Genomic DNA, 14,111 nt, shown 5'->3' on the forward strand with positions numbered 1-14,111 from the left:
GGAAGCTAAGCCTCACAGCGCCGATGGTACTGCAGGGGGGACCCTGTGGGAGAGTAGGACGCCGCCGAACAATTCTTCAGAAAAGCCCCTGATCCTCGGATCAGGGGCTTTTCGTATTTCCGGACTCTCCCGATCGGCAGGTGTCGCTCAGACCACCGGCAGGTAGTCCTAGGTCCACCTCGGATTTGGGGTGCCATGGCCAGTGTCCCGAGCGGGTCGTTCGTGAACACTGATGAAGGACGATCGGTACCGGCATCAGGAGCTTGCGTGACCACAGTGACTCGTACGAGCGGCACGTCCGTACGTGCGCAGACCCGGGCGGCCTTCGAGGCCGGTGGCCAGGGGCTGGCCCGGCTGGCTCAGGTGGTGCTGGCCGCGATCCCGGGGTTCGTGCTGCCGGTCGCGGCGGCCATCCTCACCGGGGTGCTCACGGCCCAGTTCCTGGAGTACTACTACGCGGTGTCGCTGGTCGCGCTCGCGGCCGGCGCGGTGGCCGGCTCGGTGGTGGCCACCGTCTACGTCCGCAGGACCGCGGACCGTACGCGCGGGTTCCTGGAGCGCTGGTACGGCATACGCCTTCCGGTGGCCTACGAGCCGCGGCCGGAGCTCGAGTTGGACGACCGCGGCCACTGGTGGACGGGGTACTCGTATCACCGCTCACGGGTGGTCGCGAAGTACGCGCAGCTGGTCCACTGGGGCCTGCGGGACCGCACCACCCGCGCTGAGCTGGCCTGGCTGGTGGTGAACCCCGTCCTCGCCGTCGCTCTGGCCGGCCCGGTGGCCCTGCTGCTGGTGCTGGGTACGGCCTACACCCTGGCGGGGCCGGTTCCGGGGGGCGGCTACGGCCCGCTGAGCCCGCGCATCACGTCGATCCTGCTGAGCAGCGTGGTCGGCATCGGCGTGATCGTCGCGGGGATACTCGTGGCACCGTACGCGGTGCGCGGGTACGCGGAGGCGGCCCGCCGCGTGCTGGACCAGGACGGCCGGGCGACGCACGCCCAGCTGACCAAGCGGGTGGCCGAGTTGACCGAGACCCGGGCGGACGCGGTGGGCGACCAGGCGGCCGAGTTGCGGCGGATCGAGCGCGACCTGCACGACGGCGCCCAGGCTCGGTTGGTCGCGATCGGGATGACGTTGGGCACCATCGAGCACCTGATGGACACCGACCAGGTGGCCGCACGGGAACTCCTCTCCGAGGCGCGGCAGTCCTCGGCCCGGGCGCTGCAGGAACTGCGCGACCTCGTCCGCGGTATTCACCCGCCGGTGCTCGCCGAGCGCGGACTGGGCGACGCCGTCCGGGCGTTGGCGCTGGACAGCGCGTTGCCGACCGAGGTGTTCGTCAGCCTGCCGGACCGGCCGGCGGCCCCGGTGGAGGCGGCCGTGTACTTCAGCATCTGCGAGCTGCTGGCCAATGCGGCCAAGCACTCGGGGGCGGACCAGGTGTGGGTGGACATCCTGTACCGGGCCGGGTTCCTGCGGGTCACGGTGACGGACGACGGCGTGGGCGTGGCGGACCCTTCGCGGGGCACGGGCCTGCGCGGGATCGAGCGTCGATTGGGTACCTTCGACGGTGTTCTCGCCATCGACAGCACGTTCGGCGGTCCGACCACCATCACCTTGGAGTTGCCGTGCGAGTTGTCCTCGCCGAGGACCTCTACCTCCTTCGCGAAGGCCTGATCCGTCTGCTGGAAGCGCACGGCTTCACCATCGCGGCTGCCGTGGAGACCGGCCCCGAACTGCTGGAGGCGCTGCTGATCCACCGCCCGGACGTCGCCGTGGTCGACGTCCGGCTGCCCCCGACGCTCACCGACGAGGGACTGCAGGCCGCGCTCAAGGCACGCCAGGAGATTCGGGGCCTGCCGGTGCTGGTGCTGTCCCAGCACGTCCAGCAGCTGTACGCGCGGGAGTTGCTGGCCGACGGCACGGGCGGGATCGGCTACCTGCTGAAGGACCGGGTGTTCAATGCCGGGCAGTTCATTGACGCGGTCCGCCGGGTGGCGGCGGGCGGGACGGCGATGGACCCGGACGTGATCGCCAAGCTGATGCAGACCACCTCGCGCCGACCCGGCCCGCTGCTCGGGCTGTCCCCGCGCGAGCGCGAGGTGCTGGAGCTGATGGCCGAGGGCTGTTCCAACTCGGCGATCGCCGCCCGGCTCTCGGTGAGCGACGGCGCCGTGGCCAAGCACATCGCCAACATCTTCAGCAAGCTCGAGCTCGCCCCGGACGAGGACGCCAACCGCCGGGTGATGGCCGTGCTTGCCTACCTCAACGGTACGGCGGGACAGAGTCACTGACGGTCCGCCCGACCCCGGTGGGCGGGGTGCTCCACACAGTGACACTCCAGCCTGCGGAAACGCTGAAACATGCGTACGAGTAAACTCCGATGGGCCGAGCCCGGAGGTTGCTCAGCCGTCCGGCGGCCCGACTGGCGGGACCCGGCAGCCGAGGCGCGTACGGCAGCAGCCGACATCCAGGGGTTGATAGACGTAATGGCACGCCCAACGCTCACCAAGGCCCATCGCGGCCTGCTCGGCCTGGTCGCGGCCGGCGCCTGCATCATCTCGGGCATCGGTTTCGCTGGCTCGTACAACGCGGTGCGCGAGCTGGCCCAGGAGAAAGGTTTCGGTGCCTTCGCCTACGCCTTCCCGATCGGCGTCGACGCGGGCATCGTGGTGCTCCTCGCCCTCGACCTGGTGCTGACCTGGCTGCGGATCCCCTTCCCGATGCTGCGTCAGACGGCGTGGCTGCTGACCGTCGCCACCATCGCCTTCAACGCGGCCGCCTCCTGGGGCGACCCGCTCGGCATGGGGATGCACGCCGTCATCCCGGTGCTGTTCGTCGTCGTGGTCGAGGCCTCCCGGCATGCGGTCGGCCGGATCGCGGCGATCACGGCGGACCGCCACATGGAGTCGGTCCGGGTGATGCGCTGGCTGCTCTCCCCGGTGCCGACCTTCCGGCTCTGGCGGCGGATGAAGCTCTGGGAGCTCCGCTCCTACGAGGAGGTCATCAGGCTGGAGCAGAACCGCCTGGTCTACCGCGCGCAGCTGCGCTTCCGGTACGGCCGCGGCTGGCGCCGCTCGGCGCCGATCCAGGCGCTGCTGCCGCTCAAGCTCGCCAAGTTCGGCGTTCCGCTGGACCCGTCGCTGCTCGATCGGTTGGACGAGGAGGCCCGCGAGCGCGAGGCCGAGGAGGTCCAGGCGGAGAAGGAGGCCAAGGAGCTCGAACTCCAGCTCCGGCAGAGCCGCACCGCCGCGGCGATCGCCCCGGTGGTCCCCGCCGTCGGCACCCCGGCTCCGGCCCCCGCCGCCACCGCGAGCTCGCGGCAGCGACCCCAGCACCCGCAGCAGGCTCAGCATCCTCAGCCCGAACCGGCCCAGGCTCAGGCCCAGCCGCAGGCCTCCGCCGAGGCCCCCGCGCCTGCCGCGCCGATGTCGCCCGATGTCGCCGCGCCGATGTCGCCCGAGGTCGCCGCGCCGATGCTGGCCAAGCTGCACGCCGTCCGGCTGCGTGCCGCCCAGGAGCCGGAGGAGGCGGCCGAGGCTGCCCCGCAGCCGCGCGGCGAGGAGCTGAACGTCTGGACCGAGCGCCCGGTCCGCACCACCGGCCATTCGGCCGACCCCGCCCCGGGCGGGCGGGTGCCCGGCCAGGCATCGCCGTGGTTCAAGCCGCCGCGCCCGGTCGCCGAGGAGCCCGTGCCCGCCCCGGCGCCCCGGCCGCAGGCCCAGCGCCCGGCCACCCAGCACGCCCAGGCCGAGCGGTCGACCCAGCCCGAGCAGCCCGCTGCGGCCGAGGAGCCTGTCCAAGCCGAGCAGCCCGAACACCGCCCGGCGACCGCGCCCCTCGACCAGGACATCGCCTACGACGCGCTGGTCTCGTACATGGACAACCACGGCCACCAGCCCGACCCGCAGCGCCTCGCCGCCTGGCTGACCACCGAGTACGGCATCACCGGCAAGGGGCCGAACGGCTCTGTCCACCCCAAGGAGGTCGCCGAGCTCTACCCGCTGCTGCGCGACCGTTACGCCGCCGCCGGGAGGGACTGAGCCCGCGCCGACACGGCCCGTCCACCGCTCGGTTGGCCATTGACGCCCGACCCCGCCGGAGCTACCTTCGCGTCAACAAATTGTTGAAGCGCTGGTTCGTGCGGAGGAGTGCGGATGTCGCAGGTCGAGGTCGACGGAACCGGGCCGACGGGCGGGGCCTCCTTCTCCGCCGCCGCCCGCGCCGCCGTAGAGGCGCTGCTCGCCCCGGTGGACGCCGATCTGGCGCGCCGCTACCCGGGCGACATCGGCACCCGGCAGCCGGTGCACACCGTCTACGTCCCGGCCGACGCCTTCGGCGCCGACACCGTACGGGACTGGGGCCGTCAGGCTCTGGAGGCCTTCGACATCCACGCCGGCACCCCCGCCGAGCTGGCCCTCGCCCTCGGAGTCGCCGACGACGAACTGCTCGCCGACGTGCACGCCCGGGTCCGCGCCAAGCTGCAGCGCGAGCCGATCGAGGACCTGCGGATCGACTTCGAGGACGGCTACGGCCCCCGCCCGGACGCCGAGGAGGACACCGCCGCCGTCCGCGCCGCCGAACTGGTCGCCGCCGCGGTGGCCGAGGGCAGCGCGCCGCCGTACATCGGCATCCGGGTCAAGTGCATGGAGGCGCCCGTCCGCGCCCGCGGCATCCGCACCCTGGAACTCTTCCTCGCCACCCTGCTGGCGAACGGCGGCCTGCCGGACGGCCTGGTGCTGACGCTACCCAAGGTCACCTACGCCGAGCAGGTCACCGCCCTGGTCCGGCTGCTGGAGGACTTCGAGCGCCGTGCCGGGCTGCCGGCCAACCGGATCGGCTTCGAGATCCAGATCGAGACCACCCAGGCCGTCCTCGGCCCGGACGGCCGGGCCACCGTCGCACTGATGATCGAGGCCGCCAAGGGCCGCGCCACCGGCCTGCACTACGGCACCTTCGACTACAGCGCCTCCTGCGGGGTCAGCGCGGCCTACCAGAGCATGGACCACCCGGCCGCCGACCACGCCAAGGCGGTCATGCAGGTGGCTGCGGCCGGTACCGGGGTCCGGCTCTCCGACGGCTCGACCAACATCATCCCCACCGGCTCCACCGAGCAGGTGCACGCCGCCTGGAAGCTCCACCACGACCTGGTCCGCCGCTCGCTGGCCCGCGCCTACTACCAGGGCTGGGACATGCACCCGGCGCACCTGCCGACGCGCTACGTCGCGGTGTACTCCTTCTACCGCGAGGGCCTGGCGGCCGCCGCCGCCCGGCTGGCCGCGTACGTCACCAAGGCGGGCGGGGACGTGATGGACGAGCCGGCCACCGCCCGGGCGCTCAGCGGCTACCTGCTGCGCGGCCTGGACTGCGGCGCCGTCGACCCGTCCGAGGTCACCGCGCTGACCGGCCTCGACCGCGCGCAGCTGGACGCCCTGGCCGGCCGCTGACCCCCGGGCCACCAACCCTTCGGCCACTGACTCACTGGCCACCGGACTCACTGGCCACTGACCCTTCAGCCGTGCGCCAACTAGGCTTGCGGTGCCGCCCCGGACGCCCGGGGTGCGCGCCGCCAGCCGTCGCCGTTCCCGGGAGAACCACCGCGCCATGTCCGCCACGCCGGAACCGACCACCAGGCCGTACCTCACCATCCGGCGGGCCGGCAGCCACGAGATCGAGATCAAGAAGTCGCGCTTCATCTGCCACCTGGCCCGGGTCGCCGACGAGGACGAGGCGCAGGCCTTCATCGCCGGCATCCGCAAGCAGTACTGGGACGCCCGGCACAACTGCACCGCCTTCGTGGTCGGCGACGAGCAGCGCCGCGAGCGCTCCAACGACGACGGCGAGCCCGGCGGCACGGCCGGCGTGCCGATGCTGGAGGTGCTGCGTCGGCGCGGTCTGACCGACACCGTCGCCGTGGTGACCAGGTACTTCGGCGGGATCAAGCTCGGCGCCGGCGGCCTGGTGCGGGCGTACGGGAACGCGGTGTCGGAGGCGGTCGACGAGATCGGCCTGCTGGAGCGGCGGCCGGTGGCGCTGCTCGCGGTGACGACGGACCACGTGCGGGCCGGGCGGGTGGAGAACGACCTGCGGGCCGCTGGGTACGCGGTGAGCGACCTCGCCTACGAGGCCGCCGGCGTGCGGATCGAGGTGGGCGTGCCGGAGCCGGAGGTGGCCGGTTTCCACACCTGGCTGGCCGAGGCGACCGGCGGTACCTCGGTGGCGGTCCCGGCCGGCCGGACCTATGTCGAGGTGCCGGTCTGACCCATGGCTCCCGCAGGTCCCACAGGTCCCACGGATCCCATCGGGTGCACTGCCTTCCGGACACATATTCGGCCAGATCGCGCCCGGTCCGTTTCGGTGCCCGGACGGCCTGCCTAGCCTGATCCGGCCGTCGATCAGGAAGCCGCCCTCGATGCCCCTCGTCCGGACCATCACCCTGCCCCCAGGCGCCAGCACCGGCTGGCACTACCACCCGGGCCGTGTCGAGGTGGTGGTGCTTTCCGGGACGCTGACCCGCACCCTGCACGACGGGCGGGTCGAGGTCAGCCGGGCCGGGGACTCGCTGGTCGAGGAGGGCGGACCGGTCCACATCCACGAAGGCCGCAACCTCGGCACCGAACCCGTGGTACTGATCGCGAGCTACGCCGCCCCCGAGGGCCGCCCGCTGGCCGTACCGGTCGCGGAGCCCGCCTGGAACCGCAGCGGCGCCGGAACCGCCGAGGCCTGAGGCCGCCCCGGACACCCCCTTCCCCGTCGCCTCCCGTAGCCGAGCAGTCGCGCCACGCGGAAGGCGGCTTGAGCAGATTCACTCGAACGTAGTGTCGTGTCCCGGAGTTGGAACTTCCGCTCCGGGCCGTGGCGTTTCCTGGGCTAGGATCCGGCCGAACCGGACGAAAACCATCGATGGAGGACACCAGACCCCACCCCGCACCACGGAGGTATGCGCATGACCTCAGACCGCTCGCTGTCGCCCGCCGGTGCCGACCTACCCGGCCCCCGCGGCCCGGCGACGCCCTACCGGATGACCGTCACCACCGCTCTCCCGCACGCCGAGGCCGTCGCCCTGGCCGACGAGCAGCTCGCCTCCTGGTTGAAGCAGGAGGGCTGCGAGGAACCCCCGTCGGCCCTCCGCGCCCTCGGCGGGCCGGACTCCGACGGAAGGCCCCCCGTCGGGACATCCCTCGCCGCCGAACGCCTCCGCCTGGGCGACCGCGTCCTGCTGGACCGGGACCACGGCCCGCTGCGCGGCCCGTCGAGCGCTGGCCGCTACGACCGCCGCCGCCTGCGCACCCCGGCCCCGCACGGCACCCGGCAGCTCACCCTCACCGTCGCCACCGGTGCAGAGGGCCGCACCTGGTTCCGGCTGGAGGCCGAAACCCACAGCACCGGCAGCGGTGTCCGCACCCCCTGCCGGGTGCCGGTGCCCGAACTCGCCCGCACCCTGCTCCCGCTGCTCGACGCCACCGACGGCCCGGCCGCCGTCCACCCCGCACCCCGGGTGATCACGGCCGACGAGGTCGACGGCCTGATCGACGAGCTGTGCGACCCGGAGCGCCGACTGCCCACCGTGGTCGCCACCGTGCCGGTGAACCTCCCGCTCGACCGCTGGGTCGAGGACGTGGTCCGTCCGCTCTGCCAGCAGCTTCCCGGCCTCGCCACCGCCTACGTACTGGACCCCGGAGCCCGCACCGGCTTCAACGTCGCGCTGGAGTACCACACCGTGTACGGCGGGGCGGTGCGCACCTACCTGCCCGAGGTCGACCCGGCCTCCCGGCAGGACGGCGTCCGACATCCGGTACTCGCCCGGGGCCGAATAGAACAGGACCTCCGCCGCGCCGCCGGCCTGCTCGCCCGCGAGCCGCGCCGCCTCGCTGCCGACCAGCCGTTGCCGCCGCCGCTCGCGGCCGTCCCGGTGCTGCGGGTCCCGTTGCCGCAGTTCTGCCCGGCCGCCGACCAGTCCATGGCCGCGACCGCCGATGTCACCGCCGACACAGTCGCCGAACTGTCCGCGCTCGCCCGCGAGGAGCAGCAGGACCGCGCCGAGCAGCAGGCCAGGGCCGACGAACTGGAGCGGGTCCGGCACACCCTGCGCCTGGAGCGCCGCGACCGCGGCCAGCCCCGGGACAGCCACGAGGGCCGCCTCCGCACCGGCGCCCGCGGCCTGACCGGCCGCCACTGCACCACCGCGGGCACCGGCCCGGCCGTCGGCCGGCGCCCCGCCCAGCCCACCGGGCGGATCGGCAAGCCCGAGACCTTCACCGAACTCATGGCCAGGCTCGGCGAGTTCCCGCTGCTCACCTTCACCGGCGACCAGAAGTCCGCGCTCGCCCTGGACGGCCTCCAGTGCGCCGGCGCCGGCTGGGCCCGGCTCGCCTGGGACGGTCTGACGGCCCTGCAGGAGTACGCCGAGGCGGCCGTGCGCGGCGCGGCCGGCGGGGACTTCAAGCAGTGGTGCGAGCACACCCCGGACGGCTGCCACCGCTTCCCGCCCCGCAAGGCGGTGCGCGGGGAGTCCCGGACGGTGTTCAGCCACACCAAGTGGAAACGCGAACGGATGCTGCCGGTCCCGGAATGCGTGGACGCCTCCCGGCGCGCGTTCATGGGCGCGCACCTGCGGATCGGCGGCGGCCGCACCGCGCCCCGGCTGCACTACCTGGACGACTGCTCCGGCAGTGGCCGGATCTACGTCGGCTACATCGGCCTGCACCTGACCAACACCCGGACCAACTGACCGGCTTGGCTGACCGCTGCGTCCGTTCGGTGGACAATGTCCGGCAGGGGGCGGCCGAGGGCCGGCAGTGCGCCCCGGGCAGGTGCCGGACGAGCATGGGGGAACGACGACCGATGCAGTACTCAGCAGACGGCCAGTCCGACGGCGCCGCCACCGTCCAGTTCCCCCAACCGGGCTTCCTTGCTTCGGTCTTCCGCGACCTCGGCGCCGACCAGGGCCCGGAGCCGGACGACGCCGCCTCCCCGCCCGGCCCCGGCCGTCCGGGTGGGGAGGCGGCAGCTGAGGGTCCGTCCGTCCCCGGTCGGCCTACCGGCACTCCGGCCGACGATCCGGGCGGCGATCCGGTCGATGGCCCGTCCGCCTCCGGCTCCGCCGACCCTGACCCCTCCACCCCCGGGGATGGCGTCGCCGCGCACGGCCGGGCCGCCGCCCTGACCCACCACCGCACGCTCACCGTCCAGGCCGAGCACGACCGGCTGACCGACCTGCTGCGGCGGGCCGCGCTGCCCGTCTCGGCCATGGACTTCGAGAGCCAGCTGCGCCACTACGAACCCCGCCCCTACCCGGCCGACGGTCCAACCGTCGTCGACGAGCCCGAGCCCCGCTGGGAGGACTTCGCCCCCGCCGAGCCGCCCGCTGCCGACCCGGAGAGCGGTCCGTCCCGCCGCCTGCTCGACTCCGGCTACCAGCGCGAACTGGCCCAGGCCCGGCTGACGCACCAGCGCACCCTGCGCGAGTGGCGCACCCGACGGGCCGAGGCCGGCAGCCCGGCCGCCGACGAGTCCCGGCGCGCCCACGAGGCGGCCGAGGAGGCCCGCGCCCGCGCCGTGCGCGAGTACAACGAGAGCCTGGAGGAGTGCCGGCGCGCCTACCGGTTGGCCGAGCCGGCCGCCGTGGAGTCGCTGCTGGAGCGGGCCCTGGCCGCCGCCGAGACCGCCACCCAGGACCTCCCCGCCCCCTGCCGGGCGGTCTTCCGCCCGCTCACCCGCACCGCCGTGCTGGACCTCGACCTGCCCCCGCTCGATCTGGTGCCCTCGCTCAGCGGCTACCGGCTCGCCCCCGACGGAGACATCGTCCCGGTGCCGCGCCCGCCCGTGGACCGGGCCACCGACTACCTGCGGCTGGTCGCCCGGCTCGCCCTGCGCGCCCTGCAGGCCGCCGACGCCGTCGACACCGACGAGATACTCGCCGGCGTCGTCCTCAACGGCTGGCTGCGCGAGCCCGGTGCGGCCGAGCCGCTCTGCCTGCTCAGTGTGGACGCCGACCGCGACGCGCTGGCCCGCACCCGGCTGCTGCCGCCGGAGACCCCCTACGAGGAGCGCGACGACGAGGGCGTCTACGCCGACGCGGAGCGGGACGAGGCCTTGGTCCGGCTGCGCCAGCTCGGCGCCGCCGTCACCCCGGATCCGTACGCCCGGGCGGTCGTCCAGCCGGCCGCCCAGGCCGGCGCCACCGTCCCGGCCGCGCCCGACCTGTCCGCGAACGAGTTCGCCCAGCTGGTGCGCGACCTGCTCACCCGGGGCGGGCTGGCCGAGTGGAGCGTCCGGCTGCGCGGCCCGGCCGGGCTGGTCGCCACCGGCGAGGGAGCCCCCGGCAGCGCGCTGCCCGGCCGCTGGGTGGTCTGGGCCTCCCGGGGTGCAACGCCGGTGACCGCCGAGCAGATCGCGACCCTGGCCGAGGCCGTCACCGAGGAGTCCGCCGAGCGCGGCCTGCGGCTGACCACCGGCGGCTTCACCGACGAGGCCGTGGACCTCACCGCTGAGGAGAGTCACCGGCACATCCACCTGATCGACGGCGACGGCGTCCGCGAACTCGCCCGCACCCATCTCGGTCTGCCGCTCGCCGCCGGCCTCTGAGCGGCCGGACGGACCTGACGGATCCAACGGACCGGACAGGCCTGACGGACCCGGCCGCGGAGCTCCCTCCGACGGCCCACCCGGCGGGCGTCCGGTCGGCCCCGGACCGAGGCTGAGGACCGGACCCCGCTGGCACCGGCCCCCCGGGCGACCATCCTCGAACGGCCGTCCGGTACGGTCGGCGGTCGGCCCGGCCACGGGCGGACCCCAGGGGGAGAGGAATGGGCAGAGCGCTCGGCAGTTCACACGGCGGCACCGGCCATTCGGCGGACCCAGCGCGGGAGGCGGCCCGATGACCGCCGTCCTGGTCGCCGCCGGGGCGTTCCTGATGACGCTGATCGGCGGCTTCGCCGCGCAGCGCACCGGCGACCGTCGTCACTTGGTACTCGGTTTCGCGGCCGGCCTGATGCTCGGCGTGGTCGCCTTCGACCTGCTGCCCGAGGCCATCCACCAGGCGCCGGGCGAGGTGCACGGTGTGCCGCAGGCACTGCTGATGTTCGCGGGCGGCTTCCTCACCATCCACGTGGTCGAGCGCGCGGTCGCCATCCACCGCGGCCACGAGGGCGAGTACGCCGAGCACACCCACGGCCACCACCACGCCCACGCCCACCACGCCGGGGCCCAGGGCATCGGGCTGACCGCCGCGCTGGCCCTGGTCGGGCACAGCGTGATGGACGGCTTCGCGATCGGCGCCGCCTTCCAGGCCGGGACCACGGTCGGCACGGTGGTGGCCATCGCGGTGGTCGCGCACGACTTCGCCGACGGCTTCAACACGTACACGATCACCCGGTTGTACGGGAACAACCGGCGCCGGGCGCTGACCCTGCTCGCGGCCGACGCGCTGGCCCCGGTCTCCGGCGCCGCGATCACCCTGGCCTTCACCATTCCGGAGCACCTGCTCGGCCTCTACCTGGGCTTCTTCTCCGGCTTCCTGCTCTACCTGGCCACCTCCGACATCCTCCCGGAGGCACACAGCCCGCACCCCTCGCGCAGTACCCTGCTGTGCACCGTCGCCGGGGTCGGCTTCATGTGGCTGGTCATCGGCTTCGCCAGCTAAGCCGGAAGGTGGCTCCAGCACTCCCGCATCGCCGCCAGCGCCTCGGTGATCGCCGGCCGCCGGGAGGCCTGGGCCCGCCAGAGCGCGAACACCCGTCGGTGCGGCTGCGAGGCCACCGGGCGGGCCGCCACCCCGGGCGGCAGCGGGCCACGGCCGAGCCGGGGCACCACGGCCATCCCCAGACCGGCCGCGACCAGCGCGATCTGGGTCTCGAAGTCGCCGACCTGGTAATGCACGTCCGGCTCCTCACCGGCCTCGCGCAGGGTGCGGACCAGCCAGTCGTGGCAGATGTTGCCCGGTGGCACGCTGATCCAGCGCTGCCCGCACAGCCGCTCCACCGGCACCGCGTCCAGCGCCGCCAGCTCGTCCCCGTCCGGCAGTAGCAGGTCCACCGGGTCCGTCCCGAGGTCCAGCCGGGCCAGCCCCTCCTGCACGGGCAGCGGCACGCTCGGCCAGTCCTGCACCAGCGCCAGGTCCACCTCGCCCCGGGCCACCAGCTCCGCCGCCGGGTACGGGTCGCTCTCCAGCAGCCGTACGTCCAGCTCCGGGCAGCGCCGCCGCAGCTCGGCCAGCACCCCGGGCATGAGCCCGCGCGCGCCGGTCGCGAAGGCGGCGACCAGCAGCCGCCCGACCGCCCGGCCGCGCTGCTCCTCCAGCCGCACCTGGGCCTGTTCCACCAGCCCGAGCACCGCCTGCGCGGTGGCGGCCAGCTCGCGCGCCGCGTCGGTCAGCACCACGCCCCGGCCCTGCTTCTCCAGCAGCACCGTCCGGGTCTCCCGCTCCAGCTTGGCGATCTGCTGCGAGACCGCCGAGGGCGTGAACCCGAGCGCGACGGCCGCCCCGCCGACCGAACCGTGCACCGCCACCGCGTGCAGCGCCCGCAGACGCCCCAGATCCATCATGCAGCGATCCTAAAGTGTTTCCTTCAGAATTCATCGCTGGTGCTACACGTTCCACTGCCGCCATGCTCGACCCATGACCGCAGCACCCGCCGCCCGGAACGGCATGCCTCCCCGTCACATCGCCCTGGCCGTCCTGGTGGCCGCCGTGTGGGGCCTCAACTTCGTCCTCATCCGCGTCGGCCTGGACAGCTTCCCGCCGCTGCTCTTCTGCGCCCTGCGGTTCGCCGTGGTCGCCGTGCCCGCGGTCTTCTTCGTCGGCCCGCCCAAGGTGGCCTGGCGCTGGGTGCTGGCGGTCGGCCTGGTCCTCGGGGTGGTCAAGTTCGGGCTGCTCTTCCTGGGCATGCACGCCGGGATGCCGGCTGGCCTCTCCTCCCTGGTGCTCCAGGGCCAGGCCGGCTTCACCGCCCTGTTCGCGGCCGCCCTGCTGCGCGAGCGCCCGGGCGGGCAGCGGCTGCTCGGCCTGGCGATCGCCTTCGTGGGCATCGCGCTGAGCGCGTTCGACCAGGGCCTCGGCGGCCCGCTCGGCGCCTTCGTCCTGGTGGTGCTGGCCGCCGTCGCCTGGGGCCTGTCCAACGTGCTGACCCGCAAGGCCGCGCCACCGGACGCGCTGCGCTGGATGGTCTGGGTCAGCGCCGTCCCGCCGCTGCCGCTGCTGGGCCTGTCCCTGCTGGTCGAGGGCCCGGACGCGGATCTGCGCGCGCTGCGCGGGATCACCCTCGGCGGGCTCGGCGCGATCGGCTACGTCGGGCTGGTCTCCACCCTGTTCGGCTTCGTCGCCTGGAGCTACCTGCTGCGCAGCTACGACGCCACCGCCGTCGCGCCCTACTCGCTGCTGGTGCCGGTGTTCGGGATGTCCTCGGCCTGGCTGCTGCTCGGCGAGCGGATCACCCCGCAGGCCGGTGCGGCCGCGCTGCTGGTGATCGCCGGGATCGGGATCACCGCGCTGCGCCCGGGTCTGCCGAGCGCCGTGGCGGCCCAGCTGCGAGGAAGCGGGCCTCGGCGGAGCGCAGCACTCGCAGCAGCACCTCCTCGTCCTCGGGGTTGACCTCACCGAAGTACTCCTGCGCCACCTCGTCCCGGACCTGCACGATCCGCTCCACCGCCGCGCGGCCGGCCTCGGTCAGCAGCAGCCGTAGGGCCCGCCGGTCGGCCGGGTCGGGGCTGCGCTCGACCAGTCCGGCCTCCTGCAGGGCGTCGACCACGGTGGTGGCCGAGCGCGGGGCGATGTGCAGCTTCTCGGCGAGGTCGCTCAGCCGCATCGCGTGATCCGGGGTCTCGCAGCCGGGCACGTGGGCGAGCGTGCGCAGTGCCCGGGCCTGGCCCGGGGTGATCCCGTAGGGCTCCAGCCGCCAGCCGGTCTGGCGGCGGATCCGCTTGATAGCCCTGGTCATCGCGTCCGCCAGCTCGGCCGCGCTGCCCGGGGCGTCCGGTCCCGGGCCGGGGGAGGGGGCCGCCGGGTCGTCGGTCGGCGTGGTGGTCATCGGCGGTCTCCTCGGCTGGCGTCCGGCCAAGCGTATCGGCCGGTCGGGGGCCTGCGGCGGGCGGCGGAGGGCGATCGGGGAAAT

General features: G+C 74.1%; 12 protein-coding genes and 1 rRNA gene. 11 read left to right on the forward strand and 2 right to left on the reverse strand.

The genetic code is table 11. The annotated features are described in order from the left end of the window. The 10 genes from rrf to ACWC9T_RS28795 all read left to right on the forward strand — a co-directional run. Positions 1-70 (forward strand): 5S ribosomal RNA (rrf, locus tag ACWC9T_RS28750); the annotation flags it as partial. A 197-nt stretch (positions 71-267) separates the two neighbouring features. Beyond that, positions 268-1,677: a sensor histidine kinase gene (locus tag ACWC9T_RS28755; protein ID WP_449823958.1), complete on the forward strand. Its 1,410-nt coding sequence runs from the start codon at positions 268-270 to the stop codon at positions 1,675-1,677. Beyond that, positions 1,629-2,294: a response regulator transcription factor gene (locus tag ACWC9T_RS28760; RefSeq protein WP_449823959.1), complete on the forward strand. Its 666-nt coding sequence runs from the start codon at positions 1,629-1,631 to the stop codon at positions 2,292-2,294. The genes ACWC9T_RS28755 and ACWC9T_RS28760 overlap by 49 nt, the downstream gene beginning before the upstream one ends. A 195-nt stretch (positions 2,295-2,489) precedes the next feature. Next, positions 2,490-4,043, forward strand: a complete 1,554-nt coding sequence (locus tag ACWC9T_RS28765) for a DUF2637 domain-containing protein (RefSeq protein WP_449823960.1) — start codon at positions 2,490-2,492, stop codon at positions 4,041-4,043. 114 nt (positions 4,044-4,157) lie between these two features. Continuing rightward, positions 4,158-5,447 (forward strand): DUF6986 family protein, encoded by a 1,290-nt coding sequence (locus tag ACWC9T_RS28770; RefSeq protein WP_449823961.1) that lies wholly within the window; start codon positions 4,158-4,160, stop codon positions 5,445-5,447. 157 nt (positions 5,448-5,604) lie between these two features. Then, complete coding sequence (locus tag ACWC9T_RS28775) at positions 5,605-6,261, forward strand: YigZ family protein (RefSeq protein ID WP_449823962.1); 657 nt, start codon at positions 5,605-5,607, stop codon at positions 6,259-6,261. 151 nt (positions 6,262-6,412) lie between these two features. Continuing rightward, positions 6,413-6,727, forward strand: coding sequence for a cupin domain-containing protein (locus ACWC9T_RS28780; RefSeq protein WP_449823963.1), 315 nt, complete (start codon positions 6,413-6,415; stop codon positions 6,725-6,727). A gap of 219 nt (positions 6,728-6,946) precedes the next feature. Next, positions 6,947-8,731: a hypothetical protein gene (locus tag ACWC9T_RS28785; RefSeq protein WP_449823964.1), complete on the forward strand. Its 1,785-nt coding sequence runs from the start codon at positions 6,947-6,949 to the stop codon at positions 8,729-8,731. A gap of 113 nt (positions 8,732-8,844) precedes the next feature. After that, complete coding sequence (locus ACWC9T_RS28790) at positions 8,845-10,587, forward strand: restriction endonuclease (RefSeq protein WP_449823965.1); 1,743 nt, start codon at positions 8,845-8,847, stop codon at positions 10,585-10,587. A gap of 292 nt (positions 10,588-10,879) precedes the next feature. Next, positions 10,880-11,644 (forward strand): ZIP family metal transporter, encoded by a 765-nt coding sequence (locus tag ACWC9T_RS28795; RefSeq protein ID WP_449823966.1) that lies wholly within the window; start codon positions 10,880-10,882, stop codon positions 11,642-11,644. Here ACWC9T_RS28795 and ACWC9T_RS28800 read toward each other — a convergent pair. Continuing rightward, positions 11,641-12,546: a LysR family transcriptional regulator gene (locus ACWC9T_RS28800; RefSeq protein WP_449823967.1), complete on the reverse strand. Its 906-nt coding sequence runs from the start codon at positions 12,544-12,546 to the stop codon at positions 11,641-11,643. The two genes, ACWC9T_RS28795 and ACWC9T_RS28800, sit on opposite strands and share 4 nt — an antisense overlap. A gap of 103 nt (positions 12,547-12,649) precedes the next feature. Between ACWC9T_RS28800 and ACWC9T_RS28805 the strand changes: the two genes are divergently transcribed. Beyond that, on the forward strand, positions 12,650-13,591 hold the full coding sequence (locus ACWC9T_RS28805) for an EamA family transporter (protein WP_449823990.1): 942 nt from the start codon (positions 12,650-12,652) through the stop codon (positions 13,589-13,591). Here ACWC9T_RS28805 and ACWC9T_RS28810 read toward each other — a convergent pair. After that, the gene (locus ACWC9T_RS28810) at positions 13,482-14,027 is read right to left on the reverse strand and encodes a MarR family winged helix-turn-helix transcriptional regulator (protein WP_449823968.1); all 546 of its coding nucleotides are present in this window, start codon (positions 14,025-14,027) and stop codon (positions 13,482-13,484) included. The two genes, ACWC9T_RS28805 and ACWC9T_RS28810, sit on opposite strands and share 110 nt — an antisense overlap. Positions 14,028-14,111 lie beyond the last annotated feature (84 nt).

The sequence above is a fragment of the Kitasatospora sp. NPDC001159 genome (genome assembly GCF_053598235.1).

What these genes read in the sequence shown, in the direction of transcription:
- ACWC9T_RS28765 (WP_449823960.1), top strand. Translation starts at nt 2,490, where the DNA reads ATGGCACGCCCAACGCTCACCAAGGCCCATCGCGGCCTGCTCGGCCTG.
- ACWC9T_RS28770 (WP_449823961.1), top strand. Translation starts at nt 4,158, where the DNA reads ATGTCGCAGGTCGAGGTCGACGGAACCGGGCCGACGGGCGGGGCCTCC.
- ACWC9T_RS28775 (WP_449823962.1), top strand. Translation starts at nt 5,605, where the DNA reads ATGTCCGCCACGCCGGAACCGACCACCAGGCCGTACCTCACCATCCGG.
- ACWC9T_RS28780 (WP_449823963.1), top strand. Translation starts at nt 6,413, where the DNA reads ATGCCCCTCGTCCGGACCATCACCCTGCCCCCAGGCGCCAGCACCGGC.
- ACWC9T_RS28785 (WP_449823964.1), top strand. Translation starts at nt 6,947, where the DNA reads ATGACCTCAGACCGCTCGCTGTCGCCCGCCGGTGCCGACCTACCCGGC.
- ACWC9T_RS28790 (WP_449823965.1), top strand. Translation starts at nt 8,845, where the DNA reads ATGCAGTACTCAGCAGACGGCCAGTCCGACGGCGCCGCCACCGTCCAG.
- ACWC9T_RS28795 (WP_449823966.1), top strand. Translation starts at nt 10,880, where the DNA reads ATGACCGCCGTCCTGGTCGCCGCCGGGGCGTTCCTGATGACGCTGATC.
- ACWC9T_RS28800 (WP_449823967.1), bottom strand. Translation starts at nt 12,546, where the DNA reads ATGATGGATCTGGGGCGTCTGCGGGCGCTGCACGCGGTGGCGGTGCAC.
- ACWC9T_RS28805 (WP_449823990.1), top strand. Translation starts at nt 12,650, where the DNA reads ATGCCTCCCCGTCACATCGCCCTGGCCGTCCTGGTGGCCGCCGTGTGG.
- ACWC9T_RS28810 (WP_449823968.1), bottom strand. Translation starts at nt 14,027, where the DNA reads ATGACCACCACGCCGACCGACGACCCGGCGGCCCCCTCCCCCGGCCCG.